The sequence below is a fragment of the Streptomyces aureoversilis genome (assembly GCF_042657885.1).
Taxonomy (GTDB): Bacteria; Actinomycetota; Actinomycetes; order Streptomycetales; family Streptomycetaceae; genus Streptomyces; species Streptomyces aureoversilis.
Window position 1 is genome coordinate 195,104 of record NZ_JBHSKJ010000014.1, and the last position, 25,846, is coordinate 220,949.

Annotated in this window: 21 protein-coding genes and 1 riboswitch; of the genes, 14 read left to right on the forward strand and 7 right to left on the reverse strand. The window is 74.3% G+C overall.

What is annotated here, in order from left to right; all coding sequences use genetic code 11:
- Positions 1–212 precede the first annotated feature (212 nt).
- Together ACFPP6_RS24330 and ACFPP6_RS24335 are read left to right on the forward strand one after the other, a co-directional pair.
- A complete protein-coding gene (locus ACFPP6_RS24330) occupies positions 213–887 on the forward strand; it encodes a DUF4956 domain-containing protein (RefSeq protein WP_382046088.1) in 675 nt (224 codons plus the stop codon).
- Positions 884–1,810 carry a polyphosphate polymerase domain-containing protein gene (locus tag ACFPP6_RS24335; protein ID WP_382046091.1) on the forward strand — a complete coding sequence of 309 codons (927 nt, stop codon included), beginning with the start codon at positions 884–886 and terminating at the stop codon, positions 1,808–1,810. The genes ACFPP6_RS24330 and ACFPP6_RS24335 overlap by 4 nt, the downstream gene beginning before the upstream one ends.
- 28 nt (positions 1,811–1,838) lie before the next feature.
- On the opposite strand, the gene ACFPP6_RS24340 is transcribed toward ACFPP6_RS24335, so the two are convergent.
- Positions 1,839–2,975 carry an alpha/beta hydrolase gene (locus ACFPP6_RS24340; protein ID WP_382046094.1) on the reverse strand — a complete coding sequence of 379 codons (1,137 nt, stop codon included), beginning with the start codon at positions 2,973–2,975 and terminating at the stop codon, positions 1,839–1,841.
- 145 nt (positions 2,976–3,120) lie between these two features.
- A complete protein-coding gene (locus ACFPP6_RS24345; RefSeq protein WP_382046097.1) occupies positions 3,121–4,119 on the reverse strand; it encodes an NAD-dependent epimerase/dehydratase family protein in 999 nt (332 codons plus the stop codon).
- 825 nt (positions 4,120–4,944) lie between these two features.
- Here ACFPP6_RS24345 and ACFPP6_RS24350 point away from each other — a divergent pair.
- The 8 genes from ACFPP6_RS24350 to ACFPP6_RS24385 all read left to right on the forward strand — a co-directional run bounded on the left by ACFPP6_RS24350 (position 4,945) and on the right by ACFPP6_RS24385 (position 14,542).
- Positions 4,945–7,122 (forward strand): hypothetical protein, encoded by a 2,178-nt coding sequence (locus tag ACFPP6_RS24350; protein ID WP_382046100.1) that lies wholly within the window; start codon positions 4,945–4,947, stop codon positions 7,120–7,122.
- A 65-nt stretch (positions 7,123–7,187) separates the two neighbouring features.
- Complete coding sequence (gene pelF / locus ACFPP6_RS24355) at positions 7,188–8,741, forward strand: GT4 family glycosyltransferase PelF (protein WP_382046103.1); 1,554 nt, start codon at positions 7,188–7,190, stop codon at positions 8,739–8,741.
- Positions 8,738–10,195 carry a hypothetical protein gene (locus tag ACFPP6_RS24360; RefSeq protein ID WP_382046106.1) on the forward strand — a complete coding sequence of 486 codons (1,458 nt, stop codon included), beginning with the start codon at positions 8,738–8,740 and terminating at the stop codon, positions 10,193–10,195. The genes pelF and ACFPP6_RS24360 overlap by 4 nt, the downstream gene beginning before the upstream one ends.
- A 74-nt stretch (positions 10,196–10,269) precedes the next feature.
- On the forward strand, positions 10,270–11,277 hold the full coding sequence (locus ACFPP6_RS24365; protein ID WP_382046109.1) for a GDP-mannose 4,6-dehydratase: 1,008 nt from the start codon (positions 10,270–10,272) through the stop codon (positions 11,275–11,277).
- Positions 11,278–11,325: 48 nt separating this feature from the next.
- Positions 11,326–12,039: a nucleotidyltransferase family protein gene (locus ACFPP6_RS24370; protein WP_382046112.1), complete on the forward strand. Its 714-nt coding sequence runs from the start codon at positions 11,326–11,328 to the stop codon at positions 12,037–12,039.
- 9 nt (positions 12,040–12,048) lie between these two features.
- Positions 12,049–12,948: an NAD-dependent epimerase/dehydratase family protein gene (locus ACFPP6_RS24375; RefSeq protein ID WP_382046115.1), complete on the forward strand. Its 900-nt coding sequence runs from the start codon at positions 12,049–12,051 to the stop codon at positions 12,946–12,948.
- Complete coding sequence (locus ACFPP6_RS24380) at positions 12,945–13,688, forward strand: spherulation-specific family 4 protein (protein ID WP_382046118.1); 744 nt, start codon at positions 12,945–12,947, stop codon at positions 13,686–13,688. The genes ACFPP6_RS24375 and ACFPP6_RS24380 overlap by 4 nt, the downstream gene beginning before the upstream one ends.
- Positions 13,685–14,542: an endo alpha-1,4 polygalactosaminidase gene (locus ACFPP6_RS24385; RefSeq protein WP_382046121.1), complete on the forward strand. Its 858-nt coding sequence runs from the start codon at positions 13,685–13,687 to the stop codon at positions 14,540–14,542. The genes ACFPP6_RS24380 and ACFPP6_RS24385 overlap by 4 nt, the downstream gene beginning before the upstream one ends.
- Before the next feature lie 18 nt (positions 14,543–14,560).
- Here the strand turns inward: ACFPP6_RS24385 and ACFPP6_RS24390 are convergent, their stop codons facing one another.
- Together ACFPP6_RS24390 and ACFPP6_RS24395 are read right to left on the reverse strand one after the other, a co-directional pair.
- Entirely contained in the window at positions 14,561–14,980 is a 420-nt protein-coding gene (locus ACFPP6_RS24390) for a YchJ family protein (protein WP_382046124.1), read from the reverse strand.
- Between the two features lie 42 nt (positions 14,981–15,022).
- Positions 15,023–16,063, reverse strand: a complete 1,041-nt coding sequence (locus ACFPP6_RS24395; protein ID WP_382046127.1) for a beta-propeller fold lactonase family protein — start codon at positions 16,061–16,063, stop codon at positions 15,023–15,025.
- A 279-nt stretch (positions 16,064–16,342) separates the two neighbouring features.
- Here ACFPP6_RS24395 and ACFPP6_RS24400 point away from each other — a divergent pair, with 279 nt between their 5' ends.
- Positions 16,343–17,098 carry a polysaccharide deacetylase family protein gene (locus ACFPP6_RS24400; protein ID WP_382046130.1) on the forward strand — a complete coding sequence of 252 codons (756 nt, stop codon included), beginning with the start codon at positions 16,343–16,345 and terminating at the stop codon, positions 17,096–17,098.
- Between the two features lie 146 nt (positions 17,099–17,244).
- Positions 17,245–19,491 carry an FUSC family protein gene (locus ACFPP6_RS24405; RefSeq protein ID WP_382046133.1) on the forward strand — a complete coding sequence of 749 codons (2,247 nt, stop codon included), beginning with the start codon at positions 17,245–17,247 and terminating at the stop codon, positions 19,489–19,491.
- Here the strand turns inward: ACFPP6_RS24405 and ACFPP6_RS24410 are convergent.
- Positions 19,481–21,025 carry an FAD/NAD(P)-binding protein gene (locus ACFPP6_RS24410; RefSeq protein WP_382046135.1) on the reverse strand — a complete coding sequence of 515 codons (1,545 nt, stop codon included), beginning with the start codon at positions 21,023–21,025 and terminating at the stop codon, positions 19,481–19,483. The two genes, ACFPP6_RS24405 and ACFPP6_RS24410, sit on opposite strands and share 11 nt — an antisense overlap.
- Positions 21,026–21,164: 139 nt before the next feature.
- Complete coding sequence (locus tag ACFPP6_RS24415) at positions 21,165–22,070, reverse strand: MmyB family transcriptional regulator (protein WP_382046137.1); 906 nt, start codon at positions 22,068–22,070, stop codon at positions 21,165–21,167.
- Positions 22,071–22,381: 311 nt separating this feature from the next.
- Here ACFPP6_RS24415 and ACFPP6_RS24420 point away from each other — a divergent pair, with 311 nt between their 5' ends.
- Positions 22,382–23,650 carry a hypothetical protein gene (locus ACFPP6_RS24420; protein WP_382046140.1) on the forward strand — a complete coding sequence of 423 codons (1,269 nt, stop codon included), beginning with the start codon at positions 22,382–22,384 and terminating at the stop codon, positions 23,648–23,650.
- A gap of 7 nt (positions 23,651–23,657) precedes the next feature.
- Here ACFPP6_RS24420 and ACFPP6_RS24425 read toward each other — a convergent pair whose 3' ends face one another.
- Positions 23,658–24,740 (reverse strand): carboxylate-amine ligase, encoded by a 1,083-nt coding sequence (locus tag ACFPP6_RS24425; protein WP_382046143.1) that lies wholly within the window; start codon positions 24,738–24,740, stop codon positions 23,658–23,660.
- Between the two features lie 355 nt (positions 24,741–25,095).
- Positions 25,096–25,258, forward strand: a riboswitch (cyclic di-AMP (ydaO/yuaA leader).
- A gap of 4 nt (positions 25,259–25,262) precedes the next feature.
- Between ACFPP6_RS24425 and ACFPP6_RS24430 the strand changes: the two genes are divergently transcribed.
- Positions 25,263–25,736, forward strand: coding sequence for a C40 family peptidase (locus ACFPP6_RS24430; protein ID WP_168091774.1), 474 nt, complete (start codon positions 25,263–25,265; stop codon positions 25,734–25,736).
- Positions 25,737–25,846 lie beyond the last annotated feature (110 nt).

Genomic DNA, 25,846 nt, shown 5'->3' on the forward strand with positions numbered 1-25,846 from the left:
GCAGCGTCACAGTCCCGTCCGACGCCGGTCCCGGGACGACCGTCACATCCGTGGCCTCCGGGGCAAGAACGCCGAACGCGACAGGCGTGGCAGTAATCCGGACACTTGCCATCCGGTTCCATCAAAGACGCGCATTGTTCACTCAGAAGTAGCGAAAGTTCACCCAGCGTTTCTTTAGGTTTCGGGTACTTCCTACGCACAGAGAGTGAGCGATGGACTCCCTACGACACCTCGCCGCCCACCTGGGGCTCGACCTCGTGGCCGTGTGCCTGCTGACGTTCGCGATCTACTACCCCCGGCACCGGAGGCGCGACCTCGTACCGGCCTACCTGGCCCTGAACGTCGCCCTGTTCACCGTCGTCGCCGCCCTCGCGGAGCTGGGCGGCAGCGGTGGCATGGCCCTCGGGTTCGGGATGTTCGGCGTGCTGTCGATCATCCGGCTGCGGTCGGACTCCGTGCAGCACGAGGAGGTGGCGTACTACTTCACCACCCTGGTCCTGGGGCTCATCACGGGGCTGCCGCACCTCGCGTTCGGGCTCGCGGCCGCGCTCAGCGCGGTCCTGCTCCTCGTCGTCTACGCCGCGGACCACCCCCGTCTGCTCGCCCGCTCCCGCCGCACCGTCGTCACCCTCGACACGGTGCACGCCGACCCCGCCGCCCTCCGCGCCGACCTCGCCCGGCGCCTCGGCGACCCGATGCACTGGACGGTCATGGAGGTCGACTACGTGCGCGACCTGACGGTCGTGGACGTCCGCTACCGGGAGCCCGAGCCGGGGAGCCGCCGGGGGAGCGCCACCCAGGCCGGAGCCGAACTCCGGACGGAGGCCCGTACCGAAGCCCGGGCCGAGGCCGGAGCCGAGGCCGCGCCCGCGTGGGGGTCCGTGTGACCGCCGCCGTCCGGCAGACCGCCCCCGCGGGAGTGCCTGCGGGAGCGCCCGCGGACGCCCCCTCGGTGCCGCCCGCCTCCGCCGCGGCGGTCCGGGCCATCCACGACGCGGCGCACGCCACCGCGCCCATCCCCCTCGCCGAGGTCAACGCGCGCGCCGAGCTGATGGCGCGCTTCGACCGGAGCTACCTCGTACCGGCGGAGACCTTCCTCCGCATAGCGGCCCGGCTGACCGACCCCCGCAGACCCGGCGGCCCCTTCCGCGCCCTCACCATCGACGGCCGCCGCGCCTTCCGCTACCACTCCGTCTACTACGACACCCCGGGCCTGCGCTCCTTCCACGACCACCGGCAGGGCCGCAGGCTCCGGTTCAAGGTGCGGGAGCGGGTCTACCAGGACACGGGGGAGCGCCAGTTCGAGGTCAAGCTGAAGGGGCGCCGGGGCGACACCGTCAAGCACCGGCGGCCGCTGGCCGGCACGGACACCCCGCTCGACGCGGGCTACCGCGACTTCCTCGCCGACACCCTGCGGCGCGCCTACGGCATCGACTCGCCGGCGACCCTGCAGCCCTCGCTCAGCACGGACTACCTGCGCGCGACGTTCGTCGCCGACGGGGAACGCATCACGTGCGACGCGGGCCTCGTCTGCGACGACCTGCGCGCCGGGGCCGGCTCCGGCGCCGGGTACCGGGTGCGGTGCGCCGCGGACCTCGTCCTCGTCGAGACCAAGACCACGGGGCACCTGACGGACGCCGACCGGCTCCTGCACGCGTGCGGGGTGCGGCCGGCCGTCTTCACGAAGTACTGCGGGGCGCTGGCCGCCCTCCGCCCGGCCCTCCCCGCCAACCGCTGGCGGCGGGCGGCGCGTTGTGCGTTCGGGGGAGGGGGAGGGGGAGGGGGAGACGGGCAGGGCGGCGGGCTGTGAGGAGACACCGTGTTGCGGTGCCGCGGCGCTACTGACCGCTCTTGCGGGGCGCCGTCAGCTCCTTGAGCTCCTTGTCCAGCCACCTGAGCACCACCGGGTACTCCTCGCGCCACGTCTGGAAGTTGTGGCCGCCCTCGTCCCGCACGAGCTTGTCGACCCTGAGCGGCGGCTTGGCCTTCTGCGCGAACTTCAGGCTCGGCCCGTAGTTGCCCTCGTTCTTGCTGGTGCCCACGAGCAGGGACACCGGGGGCGGGGGCATGTGCTCCAGGCGCCACGTCAGGTCGTTCTCGTTCCTGTACGCCTTGCTGCCGGCGTAGAGGTCGCCCGTCTTGCCGTCCTGGCGTGCGAAGTAGTCGGCGGACAGGCCCGCCGCGGCGCCGTAGCGCGCCGGGTTGGTCATCGCGAGCTTCAGTGCGCAGTAGCCGCCGGTGGAGTTGCCGACGGCGCCCCAGCTGCCGGGGGCGTCGGAGGCGCGGTACACGTCGGTCACGGCCAGCGGCACGTCCTCGTTGAAGAAGGTGAGCGCCTGCGGACCGCCCGGCACGTCCGTGCAGTTGGTGTCGCGGTCGGCGACCACCGAGGGCCGGACCAGCAGGTAGATCGTCGGCCTGATCTCCTTCTTCATGATGGCGGAGGAGGCGGCCTGCGGGACCTTCAGCTGGGTGATGAGGTTCTTGGAGACCCCCGGCTGGCCGGTGATCACCACCACCACGGGGAACTTCTCCTTCTCGTGCTCCTTCTGGAAGTACTCGGGCGGCAGGTAGGCGTAGCCGTCCATGCTCAGCCCGGTGACCGGGCCGCGGATCTGCACGCGGTCCACCTGCCCGGCCTTCTCGCGGGTGCCCTTGAGCCCGATGGACTCCTGCCCCTGCACGGTGAGGGCGGGCGGCCGCCTGCCGTCCTTCGTGCCCGCCTGCAGGACCTGTTTGCTCGACGCGCGGCCCAGCAGCTCGTTCCAGGTCGAGTAGAAGCCGAACTCGTTGTTCGCGGCGACGAGCAGCACGGCCAGGATGCCGGCCTGCGTCACGACGAGCAGGCCGAGGCGGCCCGCCCACCCCAGAAGTCCCTTCCGCGCGGCCCGCGGCCACAGCCAGAGCACGAGGGCGCTCACCGCGACGGCGATGAGTACGAGGACGAGCAGGAACGTCCGGGACGTCAGACCCACGGCAGTCACTCCTTTTGGAGGGCGCGTTACTCCAGGAGAGACGGGGAATCAGTGGAAGGGGTTTCGACTTTTGAGACGGAATTTCAGCTTATATGGACAGAGGCGGGCGTGCTCCCCGTCCGGCCGCCCCTCGTCCGGCCGCCCCTCATCCGGCGGCCTCCAGTCGCTCCAGCAGGGCCGCCTCCCGCTCCGGGGCGAGTCCCAGCGGCGGCCGGTCCGGGCGCTGCGGGGCCCGGCCGCCGAGCTCCTGCAGCCAGGCCCACGTGGCCGCCACGGTCTCGGCCGCGGGCCTGCAACGCAGCCCCGCCGCAAGGGCCTTGGAGGCGTCTCCCCGGTGGAGCACGTCGTACAGCTCGCCCGGCGGCACCCACACCGGGAGATCGGTCCAGGGTTCGATGCCGTCGGAAAGGATCTCCTCGGGTGCGGTCCAGCGCAGGACCGCACCGGAGCCCGTCGCGCGGACGCAGGCCTCCAGCAGCTCGCCCATGGTGGCGTGCCCGGGCGGGCTCACCAGGTTGTACGGGCCGCCGAGCCCGGCCGCGAGGGCGTCGAGGATCCAGGCGGCGAGGTCGTGCACGTCGATGTACTGCACCCCCAGGTCGCGCGGGCCGGGGGCCAGGACCGTCCCGCCGCGGGCGATCCGCCCCAGCCACCACGGCAGCCGGCCCACGTTCTCGCCGGGGCCGAGGATCAGCCCGGCCCGTACCAGCAGCGCCCGCTCGCCGAAGGAGGCGAGCGCCGCCAGCTCCCCGCCGCGCTTGGCCTCCGCGTAGCCCACTTCGCCGGCGTCCGGTGAGCCGTCCACCACGGGCCAGTCCTCGTCGCGCCCGGCCGGCGAGGGGTAGGTGTACACCGAGCCGCTGGAGACGTAGGCGTACCGCCCGGCGCGCCCGGCCAGCAGCCGCGCAGCGTCCCGCACGGCCGACGGCGCCCACGCCCAGGTGTCGACGACGGCGTCCCACTCGCCGTGCCCGAGCGCCCGCAGCCCGTCCGCGTCCCGGCGGTCGCCGTGCAGGGCCGCGGCGCCCTCCGGCGCCGCGTGGCGCCCGCGGTGGAAGACCGTCACCTGCCAGCCACGGGCCAGGGCCGCCTCGGTGACGGCGCGGCCCACGAACTCCGTGCCGCCCAGTATCAGTAGCCTCATGCCCCCCACCCTGCCTCCTGGACCCCGCCTAGCGGAAGGAGGGGAGGGCGCGAAGGGGCCGGGAAACGGGAGGGCGGGAGGCGGGAGGGGCGGAGGCGGGCACCGCCCCGAAGGAGGGCAACCTTACTTAGAGGGCGAGGAGTTGCTTCCGGTTGCGTCCCGGCCCGGAGGGCGGTCCCGCCCGGTGAGATCACCTACGGCGGCGGCCGGGGGGATGTATGAGGCGATCAGGGGATACAGAAGAAAAGTCGGACGGCCGTCATCAGGCCGATCTCGGGGCGGCCCGGCGCCCGCGGTACCCCTGGGGCGCCCGGGAGCATATATCCGGGCGCCCGTTCCGGGCGGCGGTGTCGCCACAGGTCACCGGCGGGCCCGCCGCCCGGCGCGGCGCCGTCGCCCGCGCCGCGGAGCCTGATCGCAGGGCGCTCAATTCCGGCCAGGGAAACGCGAGTTCCGTCCCGCTCGTGGCCAGTGAGCCAGCGAGACCTGCGGGCATGGCGCACTATATGCCTGGGCGGTCGAGAGGCTGTTGAGGGACTCAAGTGCCTCTCGATGCCGTGGCACGGGCACGTTTGTGCCCGCCGCCCGCGCTGTGCCGTGCGGTCCGGCTCCGGCCGTGCGGTCCGGTCACGGGCATCGGTGTCCGTGCCGTGGGGGGAACGGGCAGGCGGTCGGGTGGGGAGGCGCGACCGCCGTGGGGCCGTGCCACTGGGGACCAACTGGGGATCAATTCGATGTGCGGGCCGGGCCGTCGGCGCCGCCCGCACGTGTCTTTGGAACCGGAGGGCCGCGCCGTGCGCGCCGCCGTCCTGGGGGGAGAATCCTATGGGTCGTTCGACCCGCCTTGCTGCAGCATGGACTGCGGCCGCCCTGCTCGCCGTCGCCGTTCCGGCCGGGAGCGCCCACGCCGCCGACCCGGCGCCGAGGATCGACCTGCGGGTCCTCGTCGTGGACGACGGCGGGCCCGCCACGGAGGCGATCCGGGCGGAGCTCGACGGCGCCGGCACGCCGTACACCGCGGTGAACCTGACGGACGGCGGGCGTCCGCGCATCGACGAGGCGTTCCTCAGCGACACCGTGGACGGCAGACCGCGGGCCAGATTCCAGGGCGTGGTGCTGCCGAACGAGAACCCCTTCGGGGCGGACTCGCCGGAGATGGCCGCCCTGGCCTCCTTCGAGAAGCGCTTCGGCATCCGCCAGGTCGACGCCTACACGTACGCGAGCCCCCGGGTCGGGCTCAACAGCCCCCAGGACACCGGCTACAGCGGCCCCCTGGACGGCAGGACCGCCCAGGTGACGGCCGACGGCGCCGCAGGACCCTTCGGATACCTCAAGAAAAACGTTCCTTTCGAGGACAACGACCCCTCGGTCAACGAGAGCTACGGCTATCTCGCCGCGCCCCTCGCCCGGCAGGAGCAGGGCGCGGCCTACACCAGCTACCTCGACGCACCGATCCCCGGCAGCACCGCGCGCGGCTCCCTGATCGGCCAGTACACCCACGACGGCCGCAGCGAGCTGGTCGTCACCTTCATCGCCAACCAGTACCAGAGCCAGTTCCGCCTGGTCTCGCGCGGCATCGTGGAGTGGCTGACGCAGGGCATCCACCTGGGCGCCTCCCGCAACTACCTCGGCGTGCACGTCGACGACGTCTTCGCCTCCGACGACCGCTGGGACGTCAAGCGCAAGTGCACCCCCGGCGACGTCGACTGCCCCGGCAACCCCGCCCCCGACAGCCCGCCGATACGTATGACGGCCGCCGACGCGCAGTACGCCAAGCAGTGGTCGCAGAGCCACAACCTCCCGCTGGACCTGGCCTACAACGGCGTCGGCAGCGAGGAGTTCAAGGCGGAGCACGGCGGCACGTACGACCCGCTGCTCGACCAGCTCCGCGCCGACCAGAAGTCCTTCCGCTGGATCAACCACACCTACACCCACGCCTTCCTCGGCTGCGTGCAGAACACCACGGTCGTGCCCTGGAAGTGCGCCACCGACCTGCTCGGCAACGTGCGCTGGGTCAGCCGCACAGCCATCAACGGCGAGATCGGCAACAACCTCAACTGGGCGGCCCGCCAGGGCCTCACCCTCGACAAGGACGAACTCGTCACCGGTGAGCACTCCGGCCTGAAGACCCTGCCCCAGCAGAACAAGGACAACCCCGAGCTCGCGCCGGCCCTCACGCAGAACGGCGTCGGCTGGATCGCCAGCGACGACTCCCGCGAACGCCGGCAGCGCCAGGTCGGCCCCGCGCTCACCGTGCCGCGCTACCCGATGAACGTCTACTACAACGTCGGCAAGGCCACCGAGCAGACCGACGAGTACAACTGGCTGTACACGAAGAAGGCCGACGGCGGCAGCGGCACCTGCGAGAACTCCACCACGACCACCTGCCTGAAGGCCCCGCTGGACGTGAAGACCGGCTTCTCGTCCTACATCGTGCCGCTCGAGGCCCGCATCGCCATGGGCCACGTCCTCGCCAACGACCCGCGCCCGCACTTCATGCACCAGTCCAATCTCGCCGAGGAGCGCATCGGCTACACCGTCCTGGAGAAGGTCCTCTCCGACTACTCCGGCCTCTACGCCGACAACACCCCGCTGGTCAACCTCCGCATGCGGGACATCGGCACGGAGATGAGCAAGCGGGCCGCCTGGGCCGCAGCCGTCTCCGCCGGCAAGGTCACCGCCTACCGCATCGGCAGCACCGTCACCGTCTCCGCACCCGCCGGGACGCAGCTCTCCGCCACCCTGCCCGGCGGCACCGTCCGCAACGACACCCAGGCCGTCTTCGGCGACGCCTATGCGGGCCTGCGCTCCGGCTGGGCCGCCCCCGCAGCCGGCCAGGACCGCCTCGACCTCACCCTGCCGGCCGGCGCCACCCCGGCAGCCCGCGCGCTGACCTCCGCCACCGCCGCCGCCCAGCCCCCGGCCGCGAAGTCCCTCCCGGTTCCCGAGGGCGTCACCGCCCGCGTGCCCTACGGCCCCGGGGATGCCGCCGCCCGGCGCTGACCCGGACCCATCACTCCGTGCCGCACCACCCCATGCACAGCCGACACTGGAGAGAACCGAGTTCTATGCACGGACCGCCTGCCGAAACGGCATCCGACACTCCCACGGTGACCCTGCTCACCGAGGGAACGTACCCGCACAGCCATGGCGGAGTGAGTGTGTGGTGCGACCAGCTTGTCCAGGGCATGCCCGACGTCGACTTCCGGGTCATCGCGGTCACCGGCACCGGCCGCGAACCGCTCGCCTGGGAACTGCCCGGCCACGTCCGGGAGGTGGAGAGCCACGCCCTGTGGGGACCTCCGCCCCCCGGCCGCGCCCCGCGCGGCCGGGACCTGCGGGCCTTCCTCACCGCCTACGAACAGTTCCTGCTGTCCCTCCTGGACCCGGACCAGGAGCCGCACTTCGCCCGGACCCTCTACCGCCTCGCCGACCACGCCGCCTCCGGCACCCTGTCGGCCGCCCTGCGCGGCGAGGCCGCCGCCCGCACCCTCGTCCGCGTCTGGAACCGGCCGCACCTGCACACCGCGGCCGCCCGCCCCACCCTGCACGACGCCCTGCTGGCCACCGACCTGCTGGAGCACGCGCTGCGCCCGCTCGCGGCCACCCCGCCCGCCGGAGGCGTCACCCACGCCGTCAGCGGAGGGCTCGCGACGCTGCCCGGCCTGGTCGCCCACCACCGGCACGGCACGCCCTTCCTCCTCACCGAACACGGCATCTACCTGCGCGAGCGCTACCTGAGCTTCCGCGCCGAGCCCTACCGCTGGCCGGTCAAGGCCCTGATGCTGGGCCTGTTCCGGATGCTCGCCGTGGAGAGCTACCGCTGCGCCTCCCTGGTCACCCCCGGCAACCGCTACAACCGGCGCTGGGAGGAGCACGGCGGCACCCCGCCCGACCGCATCCGCACCGTCTACAACGGCGTCGACCCCACGGCCTTCCCGCCCGCCGGGCCCGAGCCGGACGCCCCGACCCTCAGCTGGGCCGGGCGCGTCGACCCCATCAAGGGCCTGGAGACGCTCATCCGCGCCTTCGCGCTCGTCCGCGAGGAGATCCCCGAGGCCCGCCTGCGGCTCTTCGGCGGCACCCCGCGCGGCGGCGAGGGCTACCGCACCGCCTGCGAGAAGCTCGCCGCGGAACTCGGCGCCGGCGAAGCCGTCGTCTTCGAAGGGCGCGTGGACGACATCCGCGACGCCTACGCCGCCGGCAACGTGGTGATGCTCTCCAGCATCAGCGAAGGATTCCCCTTCACCCTCATCGAAGCCATGTCGTGCGGGCGGGCCACCGTCTCCACGGACGTCGGCGGCGTCCGCGAGGCCGTCGGCGACGCCGGGCTCGTCGTACCGCCCCGCGACCCCGAGGCCATGGCCGGCGCCGCCCTCAAGCTCCTGAGCGACCCCGCGCAGCGCGCGGACATGGGGGAGCGGGCACGGCTCAGGGTCATCGAACAGTTCACCCTCCGGCAGACCATCGACGCCTTCCGCTACATCTACCACGACCTCGCCGGCACCCGCCGGCCCGAGTCCGCCCTCGACCGGCCCCGGCGCAGGCTGGAGGCCCCGGCCCGGGCCCTCGCCGACGCCGAGAGACCCGTCATGGCCCTGGCCGCGGGCGGTGCGGGATGAGCGGCTTACTCCGCCTCGTGCCCGACGAGCCCGAGCCCGCCCACGAGCCGGCGGCCGCACCCGCGGCGGTGCGGCCCCGGCCGCGGCCGGGATGGGCCGCCGACCCCGTCGGCGAACTCGCCCAGCAGCTGGCCGAGGTGTGCGCCGCGGCCGTCCACCCCGACGAGATCGCGGCCGTCCTGGAGGCCGACGGCCTCACCGGCGAACAGATCACCGAACGCTACGGACGCGCCGACGCCTTCGAACTCGCAGCGGAGCTCTACGCGCGCGTGCCCCGCAGCCACCCCGAACCCGGACCCCGTCCGGACCCCTGGAAGGTCACCCCGGGCCGCTTCGTACTGCGCGCCCTGGTGTTCACGCTCCCCGGCTTCGGCTACTCCCTCGCCGCGCCCCTGATGGCCGGCGCCAGGGACGGCTACGGCCTGCCCCTGGGCACGGCGGGCCTCGTCGCCTCCGCACTCGTGGCGTGGGCGTGGAACCAGGCCCTCGCCCACCGCGCCTACCTGCGCCTGGCGACGGGCGGGCGCGGCGCCGCGGCCCGCTGCCTGCAGTGGGGCGCCCCGCTCGGCGCCCTCCTGGCCGCCGCCGCGGCGGTGATCCCGCCCGGCCTGCCGGGAGTGGCCGCCTTCGCGGCCGGCCAGGCGCTCTACCTCGCCGCGGCGACGGTCCTGCTGGTGCTCGGCCGGGAGCGGCTGCTGCTCCTCACGCTCGCGCCCACCGCGGCCGGAGGAACGGCACTCCTGGCCGGCCGGCCGCCCGACGCCCTCCGCATCGCCCTGCTCCTGGCCACCGCCGGGGGAGTGCTCGCCGCGGCGGCCCACGAGGTCGTACGGGCCCGCCGCGAAGGGAAACCACCCGCACAGCCCGCCCTGTCGCCGCTCGCCTCCGTCCCGTACGGCCTGTTCGGCCTGGGCTGCGGCGTGCTGACGACCCTCGCCGCGCTCGGCGACGTCCTGCGCCGCACCCCGGGCGCGACCACCGCCGGGGCCGCCGTCATCGCGCTCACCCTCAGCATGGGAGCCGCGGAATGGCTGCTCTACCGCTGCCGCGGCACGGCACTCGCGGCACTCGCCCGCTCCACCACCACCGCCGGCCTCAAGTCCGGCGCGGCCCGTGTGCTGGGCCTGTGCGTCGCCGCCTACCTCGCGGCGCTCGCCCTGCTCGGCCTGGCAGCGGGCGCGCTGTGGCCGGACGGCCCGCCGGTCACCGCCGGACGGACCGCCTCCCTGCTCGCCCTGGGCGCCGTCCTGTGGACCGGGCTGCTCCTGCAGGCCTTCGGCGTCGCCTGGCTCCCGGCCCTGGTGTGCCTGGCCGCGGCCGGCGCCGAATCGGCCGCCGCCGTCCTGCGCATCTCCGCACCCGTCACGGCCCAGCTCCTCGTCTGTACGGCGGCGGCAGCCTGCCTGCTCGCCGCCGCCACCGCCCTGCTCAGCCGGATCACCACGCACCGCTGACGCACCGTTCGTTCCGTCCCCGCTCCACCGCGGCCGGATCCAGCCGCATCCGCTCACGCACAAGGGAGACCGTCATGCCCGCAACCGCATCCGCACCCGTAGCCGTCACCGGCGCGGAGGGATTCATCGGCTCGCACCTGGTGGAAGCGCTCGTCGCCGCCGGACACCGCGTCCGCGCGATGGTGCAGTACAACTCCTTCTCCTCCTACGGGTGGCTGGAGACCCTGCCCGGCGAGGTGATGAACGACGTCGAGGTCGTCCTCGGCGACGTGCGCGACCCCGGCTCGGTCCACGGCCTGGTGACCGGCACCGAGGCCGTCTACCACCTGGCCGCCCTCATCGCGATCCCCTACTCCTACCGTGCCCCGCACAGCTACGTGGAGACCAACGTCACCGGCACCCTCAACGTGCTGGAGGCCGTGCGCCACCTCGGCATCCCGCGCCTGGTCCACACCTCCACCAGCGAGACCTACGGCACCGCTCAGACCGTGCCCATCAGCGAGGACCACCCCATCAACACCCAGTCGCCGTACGCCGCCTCGAAGGCCGGCGGCGACCGCCTCGCGGACAGCTACCACGCCAGCTTCGACGTCCCCGTCGTCACGCTGCGCCCCTTCAACACCTTCGGCCCGCGCCAGTCCATGCGGGCCGTCATCCCCACCGTCATCGGCCAGGTCGCCGCCGGGGAGCGCACCATCACCCTCGGCGACCTGCGTCCCACCCGTGACTTCAGCTACGTCAAGGACACCGTCGCCGCCTTCCTCGCCGTCGGCACCGCCCCCGCCGCCGACGTCGTCGGACGCACCTTCAACTCCGGCACGGGCGAGGAGATCTCGGTCGGCGACCTCGTCTCCCTCATCGGCAAGATCATGGACACCGAGCTGGAGGTCCGCGCCGACCAGGAGCGCATCCGGCCCGCGGCCTCGGAGGTCATGCGCCTGGTGTGCGACGCCGGCCGGCTGCGCGCCGCCACCGGCTGGGCCCCCGCCCACACCCTCGAACAGGGGCTCGCCCAGACCGTCGCGTTCTTCCGCGACCCGCTGAACCTCGGCCGGTACAAGGCCGGCATCTACAACGTCTGACGCGACGGCACCGCCCCGACGTCACCCACGCAGAGAGGAACAGCACCCATGCATGTCGTCATTCTTGCCGGAGGCAAAGGCGTCCGGCTCCGCCCGTACACCACCGCCCTGCCCAAGCCCCTGGTGCCCATCGGCGAGGAGCACGCGATCCTGGAGATCGTGATGCGCCAGCTAGTCAACGCGGGCTTCACCAGCTGCACGCTGGCCATCGGCCACCTCGGGCACATCATCCGCGCCTACGTCGGCGACGGCTCCCAGTGGGGCATACGCGTCGACTACGCCACCGAGGAGAGCCCCCTCGGCACCATGGGCCCCCTCCTCACCATGCTCGACCGGCTGCCCGAGAACTTCCTCGCCATGAACGGCGACATCCTCACCGACCTCGACTTCGGTGATGTGTACCGTACCCACGTGGCCTCCGCAGCGCCGCTGACCATCGCGACCTACGCCCGCCAGGTGAGCATCGACTTCGGGGTGCTGACCACCGACTCCGGCAGAGTCGTCGGCTTCGCGGAGAAGCCCAGAATGGACTACCGGGTCTCCATGGGCGTCTACGGCGTCTCGCGCGCCGCCCTCGCCCGCTACACCCCGGGGCTGCCGCTGGGGTTCGACGAGCTGGTGCTGGACATGCTGGAGGAGGGCACCCCGCCGCGCGCCTACGAGTTCGAAGGCTACTGGCTCGACATCGGCCGGCCGGACGACTACGACCGCGCCAACCGGGAGTTCTCCCTGCACCGCGACATGCTGATCAAGGGAGCGTGAACGGCCGGCATGCGCATCATCGTCCTGGGCGGCACCGGCTTCCTGGGCCGGCACGCCGCCGAACGCCTGCGCGCCCTCCCGGGCGCGCAGGTGCTCGCCGCCGGCCGCTCGGCCGCCGCCGACGTCCCCGTCGACCTCGCCTCGGCGCAGGTGGACGCCCTCGCCGCCGCCCTGCGGCGCGCCGCGCCCGACGCCGTCGTCAACTGCGCGGGCGCGGTCGGCGGCGGCCCGGTGGGCCTGACCGGCGTCAACGCCCTGGGCCCCGCCGTCCTGTGCGAGGCCCTGCGCGCGGCGGCGCCCCGGGCCCGCCTCGTCCACCTGGGCTCCGCCGCCGAGTACGGGCCGGCCGAACGGCCCCTCGCCGAGACCGACGCCACGCGCCCGCTCGGCCTCTACGGCGCGACCAAGCTGGCCGGCACCCTCGCCGTCACCGGCTCCGGCCTGGACGCCGCCGTCCTGCGGGTGTTCAACCCCGTGGGGCCCGGCGCGCCCGCCGCCTCCCTGCCCGGCCGTCTCGCCGGGCTCCTCCGCGACGCCGGGCGGGACGGCCGCATCAAGGTCGGCGACCTCTCCGCCCACCGCGACTTCGTCGACGCGCGCGACGTCGCCGACGCCGTCGCGCTCGCCGTCACCGCGCCCGGCCCCCTGCCGCCCGTCCTCAACATCGGCAGCGGCACCGCCCGCCCCGTCCGGGCGGTCGCCGACGGGCTCATCGCCTCGGCGGGCTTCCGCGGCCGGCTCGACGAGGACGGCGACGGCTCGCCCCGCTCCGCCGCCGTGCCCTGGCAGCAGGCCGACACCGCCCTGGCGGCGAAGGCCCTGGGCTGGACGCCGCGGCGCCCCCTCGCCACCTCCCTCACCGACCTGTGGGCAGAGACCCGCGACCGGGCCGGTGAGCCCCCGCGGTGAGCCCACCCGGCCACCGGCCGGACGGGCAGCGGCTGCTCGTCCCGCTGTACGTCCACCCGGACGTGGACCCGGAGGCGTGGTCCGCCCTGGAGGCGGCCGCGCCCCGGCTCCACAGCGTCGTCCTCAACGTCGCGGACGGGCCGGGGGCCCGCCCCGACCCCGCCTTCGGGGCCGTGGCGGAACGCCTGCACGGCGCGGGCGTGCGGCTGCTCGGCTACGTCGACACCGGCTACGGTCACCGGCCGCCGCGCGCGGTCGTCGGCGACATCCGCCGCCACCGCCGCTGGTACGGCGTCGACGGCGTCTTCCTCGACCAGACGGCCGCGCAGGCCGCGCACCTGCCCCACTACCGCCGGCTCGTCATGCTCGCCAGGGCGCTGGGCGCGCGGACGGCCGTCCTCAATCCCGGCACCCACCCCGACCCCGGCTATGCTCGCGTCGCCGACCTCCTCGTCACTTTCGAGGGCACCTGGGACACCTACCGGAGGGCCGCCGTGCCTCCTTGGACCGCCGACCACCCGCCGGCCCGCTTCTGCCACCTCGTCCACGGCGTGCCGGCCGGGCACGCCGCCCACGTGGCGCGCACCGCCGGGGACCGCGGCGCCGGGGTGCACTGCGCGGTGCCGGGCGAGGGCGCCAACCCGTGGCGCGCGGCGCCGTGGGTGAACGGCGAGCCGCCGGCGGGGGAGGAGGGGCCGCTCCCCGCGGACGGGGCCGCGCTCCGGCGGAGGGCACAGTGAGGTGTGCACGCCACCGCTCCTCCGCGGCCCTGCTCGCGTTCGTCCTGCTCGCCGCAGCGGCGGGCTGTTCGGCCACGGACGACGGCGACGGCGACGACGGGCCCACGCCCGCGCCCACGGCGTCCGGCGGTTCCCCCCGTGCCGCCGGAAAGCACTGGCAGCCCCGCCCCGGCCTCCGCTGGCAGTGGCAGCTCGACGGCAAGGCCGACACGTCCGCCCGTGTGCCCGTCTACGACATCGACGGCTTCGAGAACACGGCCCGTACGGTCAAGGAGCTGCACGACCGCGGTGCCAAGGTGATCTGCTACATCAACGCCGGCGCCTGGGAGGACTTCCGTCCGGACCACAAGGCGTTCCCGGAGCGGCTGCTCGGCGAGCGGAACAAGGGCTGGAAGGGCGAGAAGTGGCTGGACATCCGCCGCCTCGACGTCCTGCGGCCGATCATGGCGGCCCGCTTCGACATGTGCCGGCAGAAGGGCTTCGACGCCGTCGAGCCGGACCTGATGGAGGGCTACCGCAACCGCACGGGCTTCCCGCTGTCCGCGGCCGACCAGCTCGCCTTCAACCGGATGCTCGCCTCGCTCGCCCACGAACGCGGCATGGCCGTCGGCCTGAAGAACGACCTGGACCAGATCCCCGCCCTCGTGGGCGACTTCGACTTCGCCGTGAACGAGCAGTGCGCCGAGTTCGAGGAGTGCGAGAAGCTGACGCCGTTCGTGAAGAGCGGCAAGGCCGTCTTCCACGTCGAGTACGCCCTGGAGCGGAAGGACTTCTGCCCCACGGCGCAGCGGCTCGGCCTCAGCTCGATGCGCAAGAGGCTCGAACTGGACGCGTGGCGCGAGCCGTGCGGGTGACCGGCGCCGCCGCGCCGGTCACACCTCGCCGACGTACACCCACTGGCCGTCCTCACGGGTGAAGCGGCTGTTCTCGTGCTGGAAGCCCGCGCGGCCGCGGGCGGTGTAGTGGGCGCGGAACTCCACGGTGCCCTCCTGGTGGAAGGCCGTGCCGTCCGTCGTCCCCAGGATCTCCAGCCGGGTCCACTCCATGGCGGGGTCGAAGTCCAGCCCGTCCGGCCGGGCCGAGGAGTGCCACGTGCGCAGCAGGTAGGCGGCGTCGCGGACGGCGAAGGCGCTGTAGCGCGAGCGCATCAGCCGTTCGGCCGTCGCTGCCGCCCGCTCGCCCGCGTGCAGGCTGCCGCAGCAGTCGCCGTAGGCGGCGTCGAGGCCGCAGGGGCAGGGGGAGGCGGCGGTGACGGCCGGCCGGGGCGCGTGGGGTCTGGTTCTTCTGGACACCCCACGATTGTGCCCGTTCCCCGGCCCGGCCCCGGCCCCGGCTCAGCCGGCGGCGGGGACGTACGCCAGCCCGTGCGCGCCCGCCTCGCCCTTCCGGCCGACCTCCAGCGTGGTGATCACGTCCATCCGCTCCAGGTCCACCACGGTCACCGTGCCGGACACGACGTTGGCCACGTAGCCCACCGTGCCGTCCGGCGAGGACGTGATGGTGAGCGGGAACTTGCCGACCGGCACCTGGCCCACGACCTCGAGGCCGTCCGGCGCGAAGACGGTCAGCACCCCGTCCCGCTGGGCGCCGAGCGTCCCGCCCTCTCCCCAGTCCACCCGCAGCTCGCCCGCGAGGACTGCGCCCGTGGCCGTGGTGTGCACGGGGAAGACCACGCCCCCGGTCGGCAGCACGCGCTTCACCTCGCCGGTGGCGGCGTCGATCACCCGGATGCCGGGCGGTGCGGCCGGGGCGGATGCGAAGTCGGCCTTGGGCGCGGCGACGTAGACGTACCTGCCGTCGGGGGAGACGTCCAGGCCCTCGCTGCCGGGCACGGCGACGCGCCCGGCGAACTCGTCCCGCTCCAGGTCCAGGACGGAGACGAACGACGCCTCCTTGTTGGTGGACCAGCCGCGGCGGCCGTCCGGGGAGATCTGGAACCAGTGCGGGCCGTCGGCCATGACCGGGATCCGGCCGATGCGGCGGCGGGTGTCCGCGTCGAGGATCACGACGCCGCCCGGCTCGGTCGCGGTGGCCTCGACGCTGACGTACAGCCGGGAGCGCTCCCGGTCCAGGGCGAGGCCGTGCGGCGCGTGGTCCGGGGCGAGGTCGACGGTGTCGACGACCTTCCGGGCATCGGCGTCGATGACGGTGATCTGCCGGGCGCGCCCCCGGTGGGCGTTGTAGTAGCCGTCGACGTACGTGCTCGCGCAGTACAGCAGGCGCCGGTCCGGGTCGAAGCGCAACTCGTGCGGCTGCGCGGGCACTTCGACCACGTCGAGCTGCTCGTGGGTGCCGGCGTCGAAGAAGGTGACGGTGGGTCCGGACTGGCTCACGACGGCCAGCACGTCGGGGCGGGAATCCGCGTTGGTGTTCATGGTCCGTATCCTCGGCCGCCCCTCCGGGGGCGTTCCAATGCCGGGTGGGCAAGGATGCCTTGCGGCGGGCGCATTCGCCCAGCTGACGGCGGCCGCGGGCCGCGGCCGGCGTGGCGCGCGTCACGTCCGTGTCCCCCCGGATGGGGCCCCGTGCGCGCTCCCGTACGCGCCCGCCCGCGTCCCGCCGGGCGTTCCCTTCCGGACGTCGTCCTGCTGGCGGCCGGACCCCGGCGCCGGGATCATCTGAACCCCGAACGGTGCCGAGGAAGGAGTCCCCGCATGTCCGGTTCGTCGCGCCGCGTGCTCCGCCTGCCCCGCCCATTCCGTCCGTCCCGCGTCCGCCCGCCCCTGGTCGCGGCCCTGGCCGTGCTGACCCTGCTGCCGTACGGGCCGCCCGCCTCCGCCGGGCCCGCGGCGGCCTACGACCACCAGAGATGCGGAAACACCTCCGGCCGGGTGCTGCTCACCCTCGACGACTGGCCCTACGACCACGCCGAACGGGCCGTCAAGACGGGCGCCTACCTCGAGGAGAAGGGGATCCGCGCGGCGTTCTTCCTCATCAACCAGTACGCCTCGCAGGCGCCCCAGGTCGTCCGGACCCTGCGCCGCCAGGGGCACTGGGTGGGCAACCACACCTATTCGCACCCGCACTTGACGAATCTTCCGGAGGCCGAGGCGCGCAAGGAGATCCGCGACGGCGTCAGGAGCACGCTGCTCCGTCCGCCGTTCGGGGACTACGGCCCCCGGGAGACGCGGATCGCCGCGAGCCTGGGCTACCGCGTGTGCACCTGGACCGTCGACACCCGCGACTGGGAGAACTCCGGCGGCGGCCACCCCGACGTCGCCACGCTGCGGGCGAGGGTCCGCGACGCCCCCGCGGAGGACAAGCGCGGAGGAGTGGTGCTCGGGCACCTCTTCAGCAACTTCCCCGACGCCCTGCCGGGCATCGTCGACGACCTGCGGACACAGGGGTACGCCCTGTGCCGCAACACCGGCCCCACCGGTCCGGTGATCGGGGACCCGCTGCGGTGCTGACCGACGGGGTGTCGCCTTGAAGCCGACGTTTCCTCACCTAATGTGAGGAACACTATGATCCGCACAATCGGCTGGAATGCCGCACCCGGCCCCCGGGCCGCTCCGCCGCACTCCTCCGGGCGGAAGGCGCCCCGGTGGACGCGGGCATGAGCGTGCCCGCCCGCCGGCTCCTGCGCCACGAGGGCGTGCCGCAGGCGGCCCGCCGCGCCCTGTGGGCGGTGGCGGCCGCCTGCCCCGGCTTCTATTTCTTCCGGTACGTCACCGGTGACTCCGTCATGGCCCTGTACGCCATGTTCGGCGCACTGCCCCTCGTGATGTTCTGCCGCGTCCCCGGCCCGCCGCGGCAGCGCACCCGGATCCTGCTCACCGCCCTGCCCGCCGGCTGGGTCCTCGTCACCGCCGGAACGCTCCTCGCCGTCCATCCCTGGGCGGCCGCCGGCGGCATGTTCGCCGTCGGCTTCGTCATCGCCTACTGCGGCGTCGGCGGCCCGCGCCTGACCGGCCTCGCCACGGCCTTCCAGCTCTTCTACGTGCTGCCCTGCTTCCCGCCCTACGATCCCGGCTCCCTGGACTCCCGGCTCACCGGCCTGACCACCGGCATCCTGCTCGCCGTCCTGGCCGAGCGGTTCCTGTGGCCCGAGCCCGCCCCCGTCCCCTACCGCGCCGTCCTCGCCGAGGCGGTGGCGGCCGTGGCCGACTACGCCAGCGCCACCGCCTACCACCTCGAAGCCGGCGGCGGCGCGCCGGCCGAACGGGAGGCCGCCGACCGCGCGATGGCCGCCGCCCGCCTCTCCCGCGTACCCGTCACCGAGCGCCCCGCCTCGCCCTCCGTGCACGACCGGGCCCTCAACCACACCCGCGCGGCCGTCCGCCACGTCCGCGACCAGCTCGACCGCCTCGCCGACTGCCCCGGCCACCCCGCGGCCGGCCCCGCCGCCGTGTCCCTGCTCCGGCACACCGAACTCTCCCTGAGGTCCGTCGCGGGCGAGCTGCGCACCGGCACCCCGGACACCCGGCGCGACCCGCTGCCCGCGGCCCTCGCCGCCTTCGACGCCGTCCGCGTCGCCGAACTGCAGGAGGCCTCCACCGCCCGGCTGCGCCAGGACGCCGTCGCCCGGGGAGCCGCCGAAGGCACCCGGCTGGCCGCCGGGGCCACCCGCCTCGCGCTCGGCCGGGCGCAGCCGCCCGCCGCACCGCCGCCGCACCCCGGCGCGGACGTCCTCGCGTACGCGGACACGCCCGCGCACCTGCTGTGGTGGCGGCGCCTGCGGATGCACCTGACCCCCCACTCGGTCCACCTGCAGAACGCCCTTCGCCTGGCCACGGCGCTGGCCTGCGCCCGGCTGCTCGTCGGCGCGCTCGACCTGTCCCACGGCTTCTGGGTGCTGCTCGCGACCCTCAGCCTCATGCGCACCTCGGCGGCCGACACCCGGGCGGCCCTGGCTCCGGCCTTCGCCGGCACGGTCGTGGGCGCCGCCGTCGCCGCCCTCACGCTCTACGCCGCCGGGGACCGGCCCCTCTTCTACGCCCTCGCCCTGCCCGTCGTCATGCTCGCCGGCTTCACCCTGGGGCCCCCGCTCGGGCCCGCCTGGACGCAGGCCGCCTTCACCCTCGCCTTCGTCCTCGTCTTCACCCAGATCTCCGGCGCCGACTGGCGGCTGTCCGAGGTGCGGATCCTCGACGTCGCCGTCGGCGGCGCCGTCGGGGCCCTGGCCGGCCTCCTCGCCTGGCCGCGCGGCGGCCGCGGCGAACTCGCCCGTGACACGGCCGACTTCCTCGCCGAGGGCGCCGTCGCCTGCCGCGCCGTCACCGCCCTGCTGGGCGACGACCGGCTCCAGCGCGACCGCTCCCAGGGCGACCCGCTGCAGGCCGCGCGGCGCGCCATGCACCTCGCCGAGGCCTCCTTCGCCCAGTACCTGACGGAGCGCATGGGCCGGGGCCGGCCCGAGCCGCACTGGGAGGCCGCCCTGGCCACCGGGCGCACCATCGTGCACGGCGCCGAGCTGCTGCTGATGACCCATCAGGAAGGGCTGCGCGAACCCCTCCCGCCGGGGCCCGCCGCCGCCCTGACCGGACTCGCCGGACAGGTGGCGCAGGAGGTGCTGCGCGCCGCGGACACGCTGCGCGGCTCCGGGTCGCGCGAGCCCCGCACGACCGTCTCCCGCTACCCGGCGGAGGACTCCGGCCCCCTGCGGCGGGCGGCCGACCGGCACGGCATGGGCGACGCCCACGTCCTGCTCGTCGTCGACGCCGAGGCCTGGCTCACCGGAGTGGCTCACGACGCGGTCCGCACGCGTTCGGCGCCGCCCCGGACGGAGGTGCCGGCCACGCGCCGGGCGGGGGCGTCGAGGGTGCGGGTGCGGGGCGCCGGACCCGGCGGCCTCACGCCCTGATCCGCGCCTGCGCCCCCGTGCCCGGCGCCGCCCCCTCGCCCCGCCCCGCCGGCACGGGCCCGGCCTGCGCCAGCCGGTCCGCGACCTGGCGGGCCTGGCGGGCCACATTGCGCAGGTGGTTCGCGAACGGGATGCGGACGTGCGTGCCGACTCCCACCACCCACACGTGCTCCGGCGGCGCCTCCGGCCCGCTCCGCACCCGCAGGTCCCCCTCCAGGCGGCTGACGGCCGTGCCCCCGTCGGGCTCGCCGTCCACGTGGAGGGCGGTCTTCTCCCGGTCCCAGTGCAGGAGGGGCGGGCCGAAGCCGGTCGCGTTGACGACGTAGTCGAAGCGCTCCGGCGCCGCGCCCGAGCGCTCCACCCGCCACGCGCCGCCCTCGAAGGAGACGGACCGGGGGTAGGGGCGGACCATGCGCAGCGCCCCGGAGTCGAAGTGCGCCAGCAGCCGCCGGGCGTTGACGTGGGAGAGCGCGGTCGCGTACCGCCCGGTCATCCAGGCGAACTCCGCCGCCAGTTCCCGCAGGCGGCCCGGGGGCAGGGCGGGTCCCAGCGCGATGAGCTGCTCGATCAGGGGCACCATGACGTCCGGCCATGCGCACGCGCCCTCCTCGACGAGGGCGGTCTCCTCGCGCAGCCGCTGCACCGGGTCGCAGGCGCGGGAGACCTGCCGGCGCAGGGGACGGCGGTCGTGCAGCCGGATCGCCTCCACCACGCACCGCACCAGCCGGTCCTCCAGACAGGGGTCCGCGGGGTCGAGGCGGGAGATGCGCTCCAGCGGCGGGTACGGGCGCAGCGGCGCGGCCAGGGACTCGCGGACGGCGGGCAGCCGGCCCGACGGCGAGGTCAGGGTGGTGCGGTGGCCGTCGCGGCACAGCAGCAGCGCCGCGTCCGCCGCCGACTGGTGGCTGCCGAGGACGAGCACCCGCGAGCCCGGGCGCAGGCCCTCCCGGATCCGGGACGCCGGATAGGGGCTGTCGAGGTAGCGCGGGTGGCCGAGGAAGGCGGCGAAGCCGTCGGGGACGCGGGGGCGGTGGACGCCGGTGCACACGACGACGTCGTCGGCGCGCAGCTCCTCGCCGGTGGAGAGCCGCACGCGGTGGCCGTCCGGGCCGCCGGCGCCGATGCTGCGCGCGCTCGCGCGTACGTGCTCGACGGCGACGCCGGTCCGCGCGGCCTGCTCGCGGGCCTCGGCGGAGCGGTCGGCGCAGTACTCGGCCATGCGGGCGCGGGGGACGCAGTCCTTCGCGGTGCCCGTCCACCCGTGCTCGCGCAGGTGATCGACGAAGTCGCCGGGCCGGTCCGCGAGGAGCGAGTTCAGCTCGGCCGCGGTGTTGCACAGCAGCAGCGGGTCGTCGTCCCCGAAGGCCAGGCCCCAGCCGGCCGGGTGGGGGTCGACGACGCGCACGGAGCGGACCGGCAGGGGCGGCCGGCGGCCGGCGAGCGCGCGGACCAGCTGCAGCAGCACGCTGGTCCCGGCGACCCCGCCGCCGACGATGACGACGTCCCGGCCGGTGATACGAGCGATGCGTCCCACGGGCACCGTCCTCCCCTCGGTCATCCCCCCGGGTCCGTAGAGCACCCTGCCCATCCGGCCCTCCCGCGGAACCCGCACGGCCCGTGCGGACGCAAAGCGGCAGCTCACGGCCCCGGGATGCGACCCGCCCGGACGCCGGTCACATTCCGCCTGTGGACCTGGTCTCCGCCGCACACGCGGATCCGGCGCACGGAGCACCAGGGCGCGGCGGTGCGTCCCGCCGGCCGGCGTGGAGCATCGGCCGCGGCGTGGGCCCGCTGTGTTCGCCCGGGCGGAAGACCAGGACCATCAGGCGCGAGCGGGGCGAGGCCAGGGGCTGGGCGCCGCACAGGGAGACCCAGCCCGGGCCCTGCACGGCGTGGTGCAGGGGGCGCTCGTCGCCGTCGGGGTGGATGTGGGCCCGGCCGCCCGCCTCGTAGAGCGGGCCGACGGTGGGGTCGGCGAGGACGTCGGCCTCCAGCGCGGCGAGGGTCTCGTCGTGGGGGAGGGCGGCCACGGCCGCGCGGAGCTGGGGGAGGATCACCGGCACCCAGCGGTCGCGCCAGTCGGTCAGGACCGTGCGGGCCTCGGGGTCGAGGGTCATCCAGCGCATGGTGTTCTCCGGGACCTCGCCGCGCGGGAACAACTCGGCGAAGGCCCCGTTGTGCGCGAGGACCCGCCAGGACTGGTCGTTGATGTAGGCCATGTGGGACATGCCGTCGACGACCTCCTGCCAGGCGCGGGGGACCTCCGTTCCCGAGCGCGGGTGCAGGGGGTAGGGAGGGTTGCGGTGCACCGCGTACAGCCACAGGGACGTCCACTCGTGCTCGGTGAAGGCGAGCAGCCGGGCGACGTCGCGCAGCAGGTCCTCGGGCGGGTTGGGGTAGGCGCCCGTCTCCAGCCGGTTGTAGGTGCCGTGGGTGCGGTGCAGCAGCTGGTCGACCTGGCTCTGGCTGAGCCCGGGGGCGCGCCGGCCCTGGCGGGAGGGACGGAGGAGGCCGTGGTCCTCCGGCGCGACGCGTGCCCGGCGTTCACGGAGCAGGGCCTGCAACGCTGCCTTGTCCACGCTGTTCTGTCCTCTGTCAAAGCCGGCCTCATACCAGACCGGCGACTCCTGCGGAAGATGTTTTCCCGGGCTGATTTTTCCCATGAAAAGTCGGCCGCAGAAATGATCGCACCTCCGATGCATGATCGGGCCGCGGGTCGGCTGCGACGGGGGTGCAGCCGGCCTGTCCGTATTCCTGGGCATCTGTCCGCCGTTCCGGGGTCTTTGGGCCGAACGGGCGTCACCGTCCGTCACCTCCGGGCTGTCCGCTCCCGGCTGCTTGTTCCTGCTGGTAGATCGGCAGGAAAGGGTGCGACGCGGAAGGAGCGGCCATGGGTGAGCCTGCGGCAACGGTCACGGCACCGGCCGGGGCACCGGTCACGGCGCCGCCCTCCGTCGCCGCGAGCGCCGCGCGGATCGCCGCGGCCTGCGCCGGGGCCGCCCCCGCGGTCGTGGCGCGGCTGAGCGGCGCCGGGCTCTCGCCGGGCTGGGCCGTGGCCGTCTTCGGCCTGGGGGTGCTCTGCTCGGCGCTCCTGCTGATGTGGGCCGCGGAGACGGCCCGCGTGGACATGGCCGGAGCGCTCGCCCTGGCCCTGCTGGCCTTCATCGCCGTGCTGCCCGAGTACGCCGTCGACCTCTACTTCGCCTACGCGGCCGGATCCGACCCCTCCTACGCCGCCTACGCCGCGGCCAACATGACCGGCGCGAACCGGCTGCTGGTGGGCGTCGGCTGGCCGCTCGTCGCGCTCGCCGCCGCCCTGGCGCTGCGCCGCCGCGGCGCGGCCCCGGGCGCGATCGTGCTGGAGCCGCACCGCCGCATCGACGTCGCCTTCCTCGCGGTGGCGGCCGTCTTCGCGTTCGTGATGCCGCTCAGCCGGGAGATCGGCTGGTACGTGCCGGTGGTGCTCGTCCCCTGGTACGGCTACTACCTCTACCGGATCGCGAAGTGCAGCTCGGGCGAGATGGAGGAGCTCGTCGGCGTCCCGGCGCGGCTGGCCCTGCTGCCGCGGGCCGGGCGGCGCACCGTGACGGCCGTGCTCTTCGCGGGCGCCGCGGCCGTGGTCTTCGCCTGCGCCGAGCCGTTCGCGAGCGGGCTGGTGGAGGCGGGCGCCTCGCTCGGCATCGACCGCTTCGTCCTGGTCCAGTGGCTCGCCCCGCTCGCCTCCGAGGCCCCGGAGCTGATCGTCGCCGTGGTCTTCGCCTGGCGCATGCGAGCCGGCGACGGGCTCGGCGCGCTGCTGTCGAGCAAGGTCAACCAGTGGACGCTGCTGGTGGGCTGCCTGCCCCTCGCCCACGCGCTCGGCGGGGGAGGGGCGGCCCTGCCGCTGGTGACCCGTCAGGTCGATGAGGTGGCCCTGACGGCCGCGCAGACCGTCCTGGCCGTCGTCGTCCTGCTGGACCTGCGCTTCGCCGGGTGGCAGGCCGCAGCCCTTTTCATCCTCTTCGCGGTGCAGTTCGCGCTTCCGGGCGAATACGCCCGGGAGGTGCTGACCTATGTCTATCTGGGCCTGGCGGCCCTCCTGCTGACGACGCGGGTGCGCCACCTCCCGGACACCTGCCGGGCCCTGGGCGGGCGGATCGCGGGGGACCCGCACTTCTGACCTGCCGTTACGGTTCCGAGATCAGCTCCGTCACCGCCTTCAGTCCGTCCGTGGCCAGCGCCCGGCGCTGCCGGTCCGCCCCGGTGCCGCGCCGCAGCAGGCGGCTGACCAGCGAGCTCACCTGCCGGGTGTCGCCCGACTCCTCCAGTGACCGCCCTATGTGGGCGAGGAGGCTGCGGACGACCTCGTCCGCGCCGTGGCGCCGGCCCGCGGGATCCACGAGGACCCCGTCGAGCCCGTGCCGGGCGGCGTGCCAGTTCGCCGCGGCCAGGAGCTCCGGCAGGCAGGGCGTCGGGGGCAGCCCGGCCTTCTCGTCGCGGATGGCGGTGGCGACCAGCCCGCGGACGATGCCCGCGAACATGACGGCGTCGTCGGCGCGCAGCTGGACGTCCAGGCAGCGCACCTCGATCGTGGGATAGCGGTCCGACAGCCGTGCCTGCCAGTAGAGCTGGCCCCGGTCCTCGATCGCCCCGGCCGTCAACAGCGCCTGGATGCGGGCCTCGTAGTCCGCGAGGCCGTCGAAGTAGGGGGGCGGGCCGCTGACCGGCCAGCGGCTGTAGACCACGGTCCGCCAGCTGGAGAAGCCGGTGTCGATGCCGTTCCACAGCGGGGAGTTGCCCGCCATGGCGACCAGGACGGGCAGCCAGGGCCGGACCCGGTTGAGGACCGCGACGCCCATCTCGCGGTCGGGGATGGCGACGTGGACGTGCATCCCGTGGACGAACTGCTCGTCCACGAGCTGGGCGGCACGGGCCCGCATCGCCAGATAGCGCGGATTGCCGGTGACCGGGATGGGCTCGGGGCCCGAGCACGGCGCCGTACCGCAGGCGGCGATCCGGCAGCCGGACCGCTTGGCGGCGGAGCTCACCGCATGGCGCAGCCGCAGCAGGTGCCGGCTGGCCTCGGCGAGATCGGAGCAGACCGGAGTGGCGACTTCCACCTGGGCCTGCAACAGCTCCGCCTGAATCTCCCGCTCGTTCACGACCGGTTCCAGGTCGACCGCCGCCCGGACCTCGTCGGCCAGGGGTACCGGCAGCGCGGTGGCCGGGTCGAGCAGAAGATACTCCTCCTCGATCCCTAGGGTGAGCATGCCGTAGGGCTACCCTCGCGCTCTCGAAGCGAACCGCACGGAGCCCGCCGCCACGGCTTTCTGACGCAAAGACGCCCTACTGCCGCCCTGCCGCGGCCCCCGCCACCTCGTCTTTCGCGCACCGCCGGGATGACTCGAATCAGTTCTTCAACTCCCTTTTGATAAAGGGGATTACCGGCTACTCGTGATGCCGGGTAACACCCCGGTTCCAGGGATCGCCGTGAAGTGAAGAAGTTCACAGAAGCACCTTTCCGCTCCGAATTCCGGCGGCCCGTGATGCAGGATCGTGCACCGAACAACAAGATCCCGTCACCGAGGCGGGCGACCCGGGCGGACGCCGAGTCCTGCCGCCGTACCGGGTGCGGAGCAGAAACGAATGGATCGGCAGGAGCGGGAGACCCAGGTACGGCGGACCACGATGGCGGTGGTCCTTGGGGTGAAGCCATTTCGGATGGCCGGGCAACTTCGACAGCCCGAACCCGACAGGTCATCTTTCGCAGGCGGATGACGAAGGGTTTTGGCATGTCTGCGTTCCCTGGCATATCCACGCTCATGTCCCGCGCCGGTGCCGCTTCGGTGGTCACCGCGGCCACCGTGACCGCGTCGATGCTCCTCCCCGGAATGTCGGCCGAGGCGAGCGCGGCCACTCCGGGCGCCACCGCCCTGAAGGTCGCGGCCTCCAAGCAGGGCTCCCCCTACCAGTACGGCGCCGCCGGCCCCAACCGGTTCGACTGCTCGGGCCTCACGCTCTACTCGTTCAAGAAGGCCGGCAAGACCCTGCCGCGCACCGCGGCCGCGCAGTACAACAAGACCCGGCACATCTCCGCCGGCTCCCGCCAGGCGGGCGACCTGGTCTTCTTCCACTCGGGGAGCAACGTCTACCACGTCGGGATCTACGCGGGTAGCAACAAGATCTGGCACTCGCCCAAGCCGGGCGCGAAGGTCCGCCTGGAGAAGATCTGGTCCGGCAGCGTCTGGTACGGCCGGGTCAACTGACCGGGAGGCCCGGACCGGCCCGGTTCCGGCCCGGACGGCGACGGCCGACCGGGCCGGGGCGACCCACCCCGGCCCGGATGCCTCCGGGGAGCCCGCGGAGGGGATCCCCG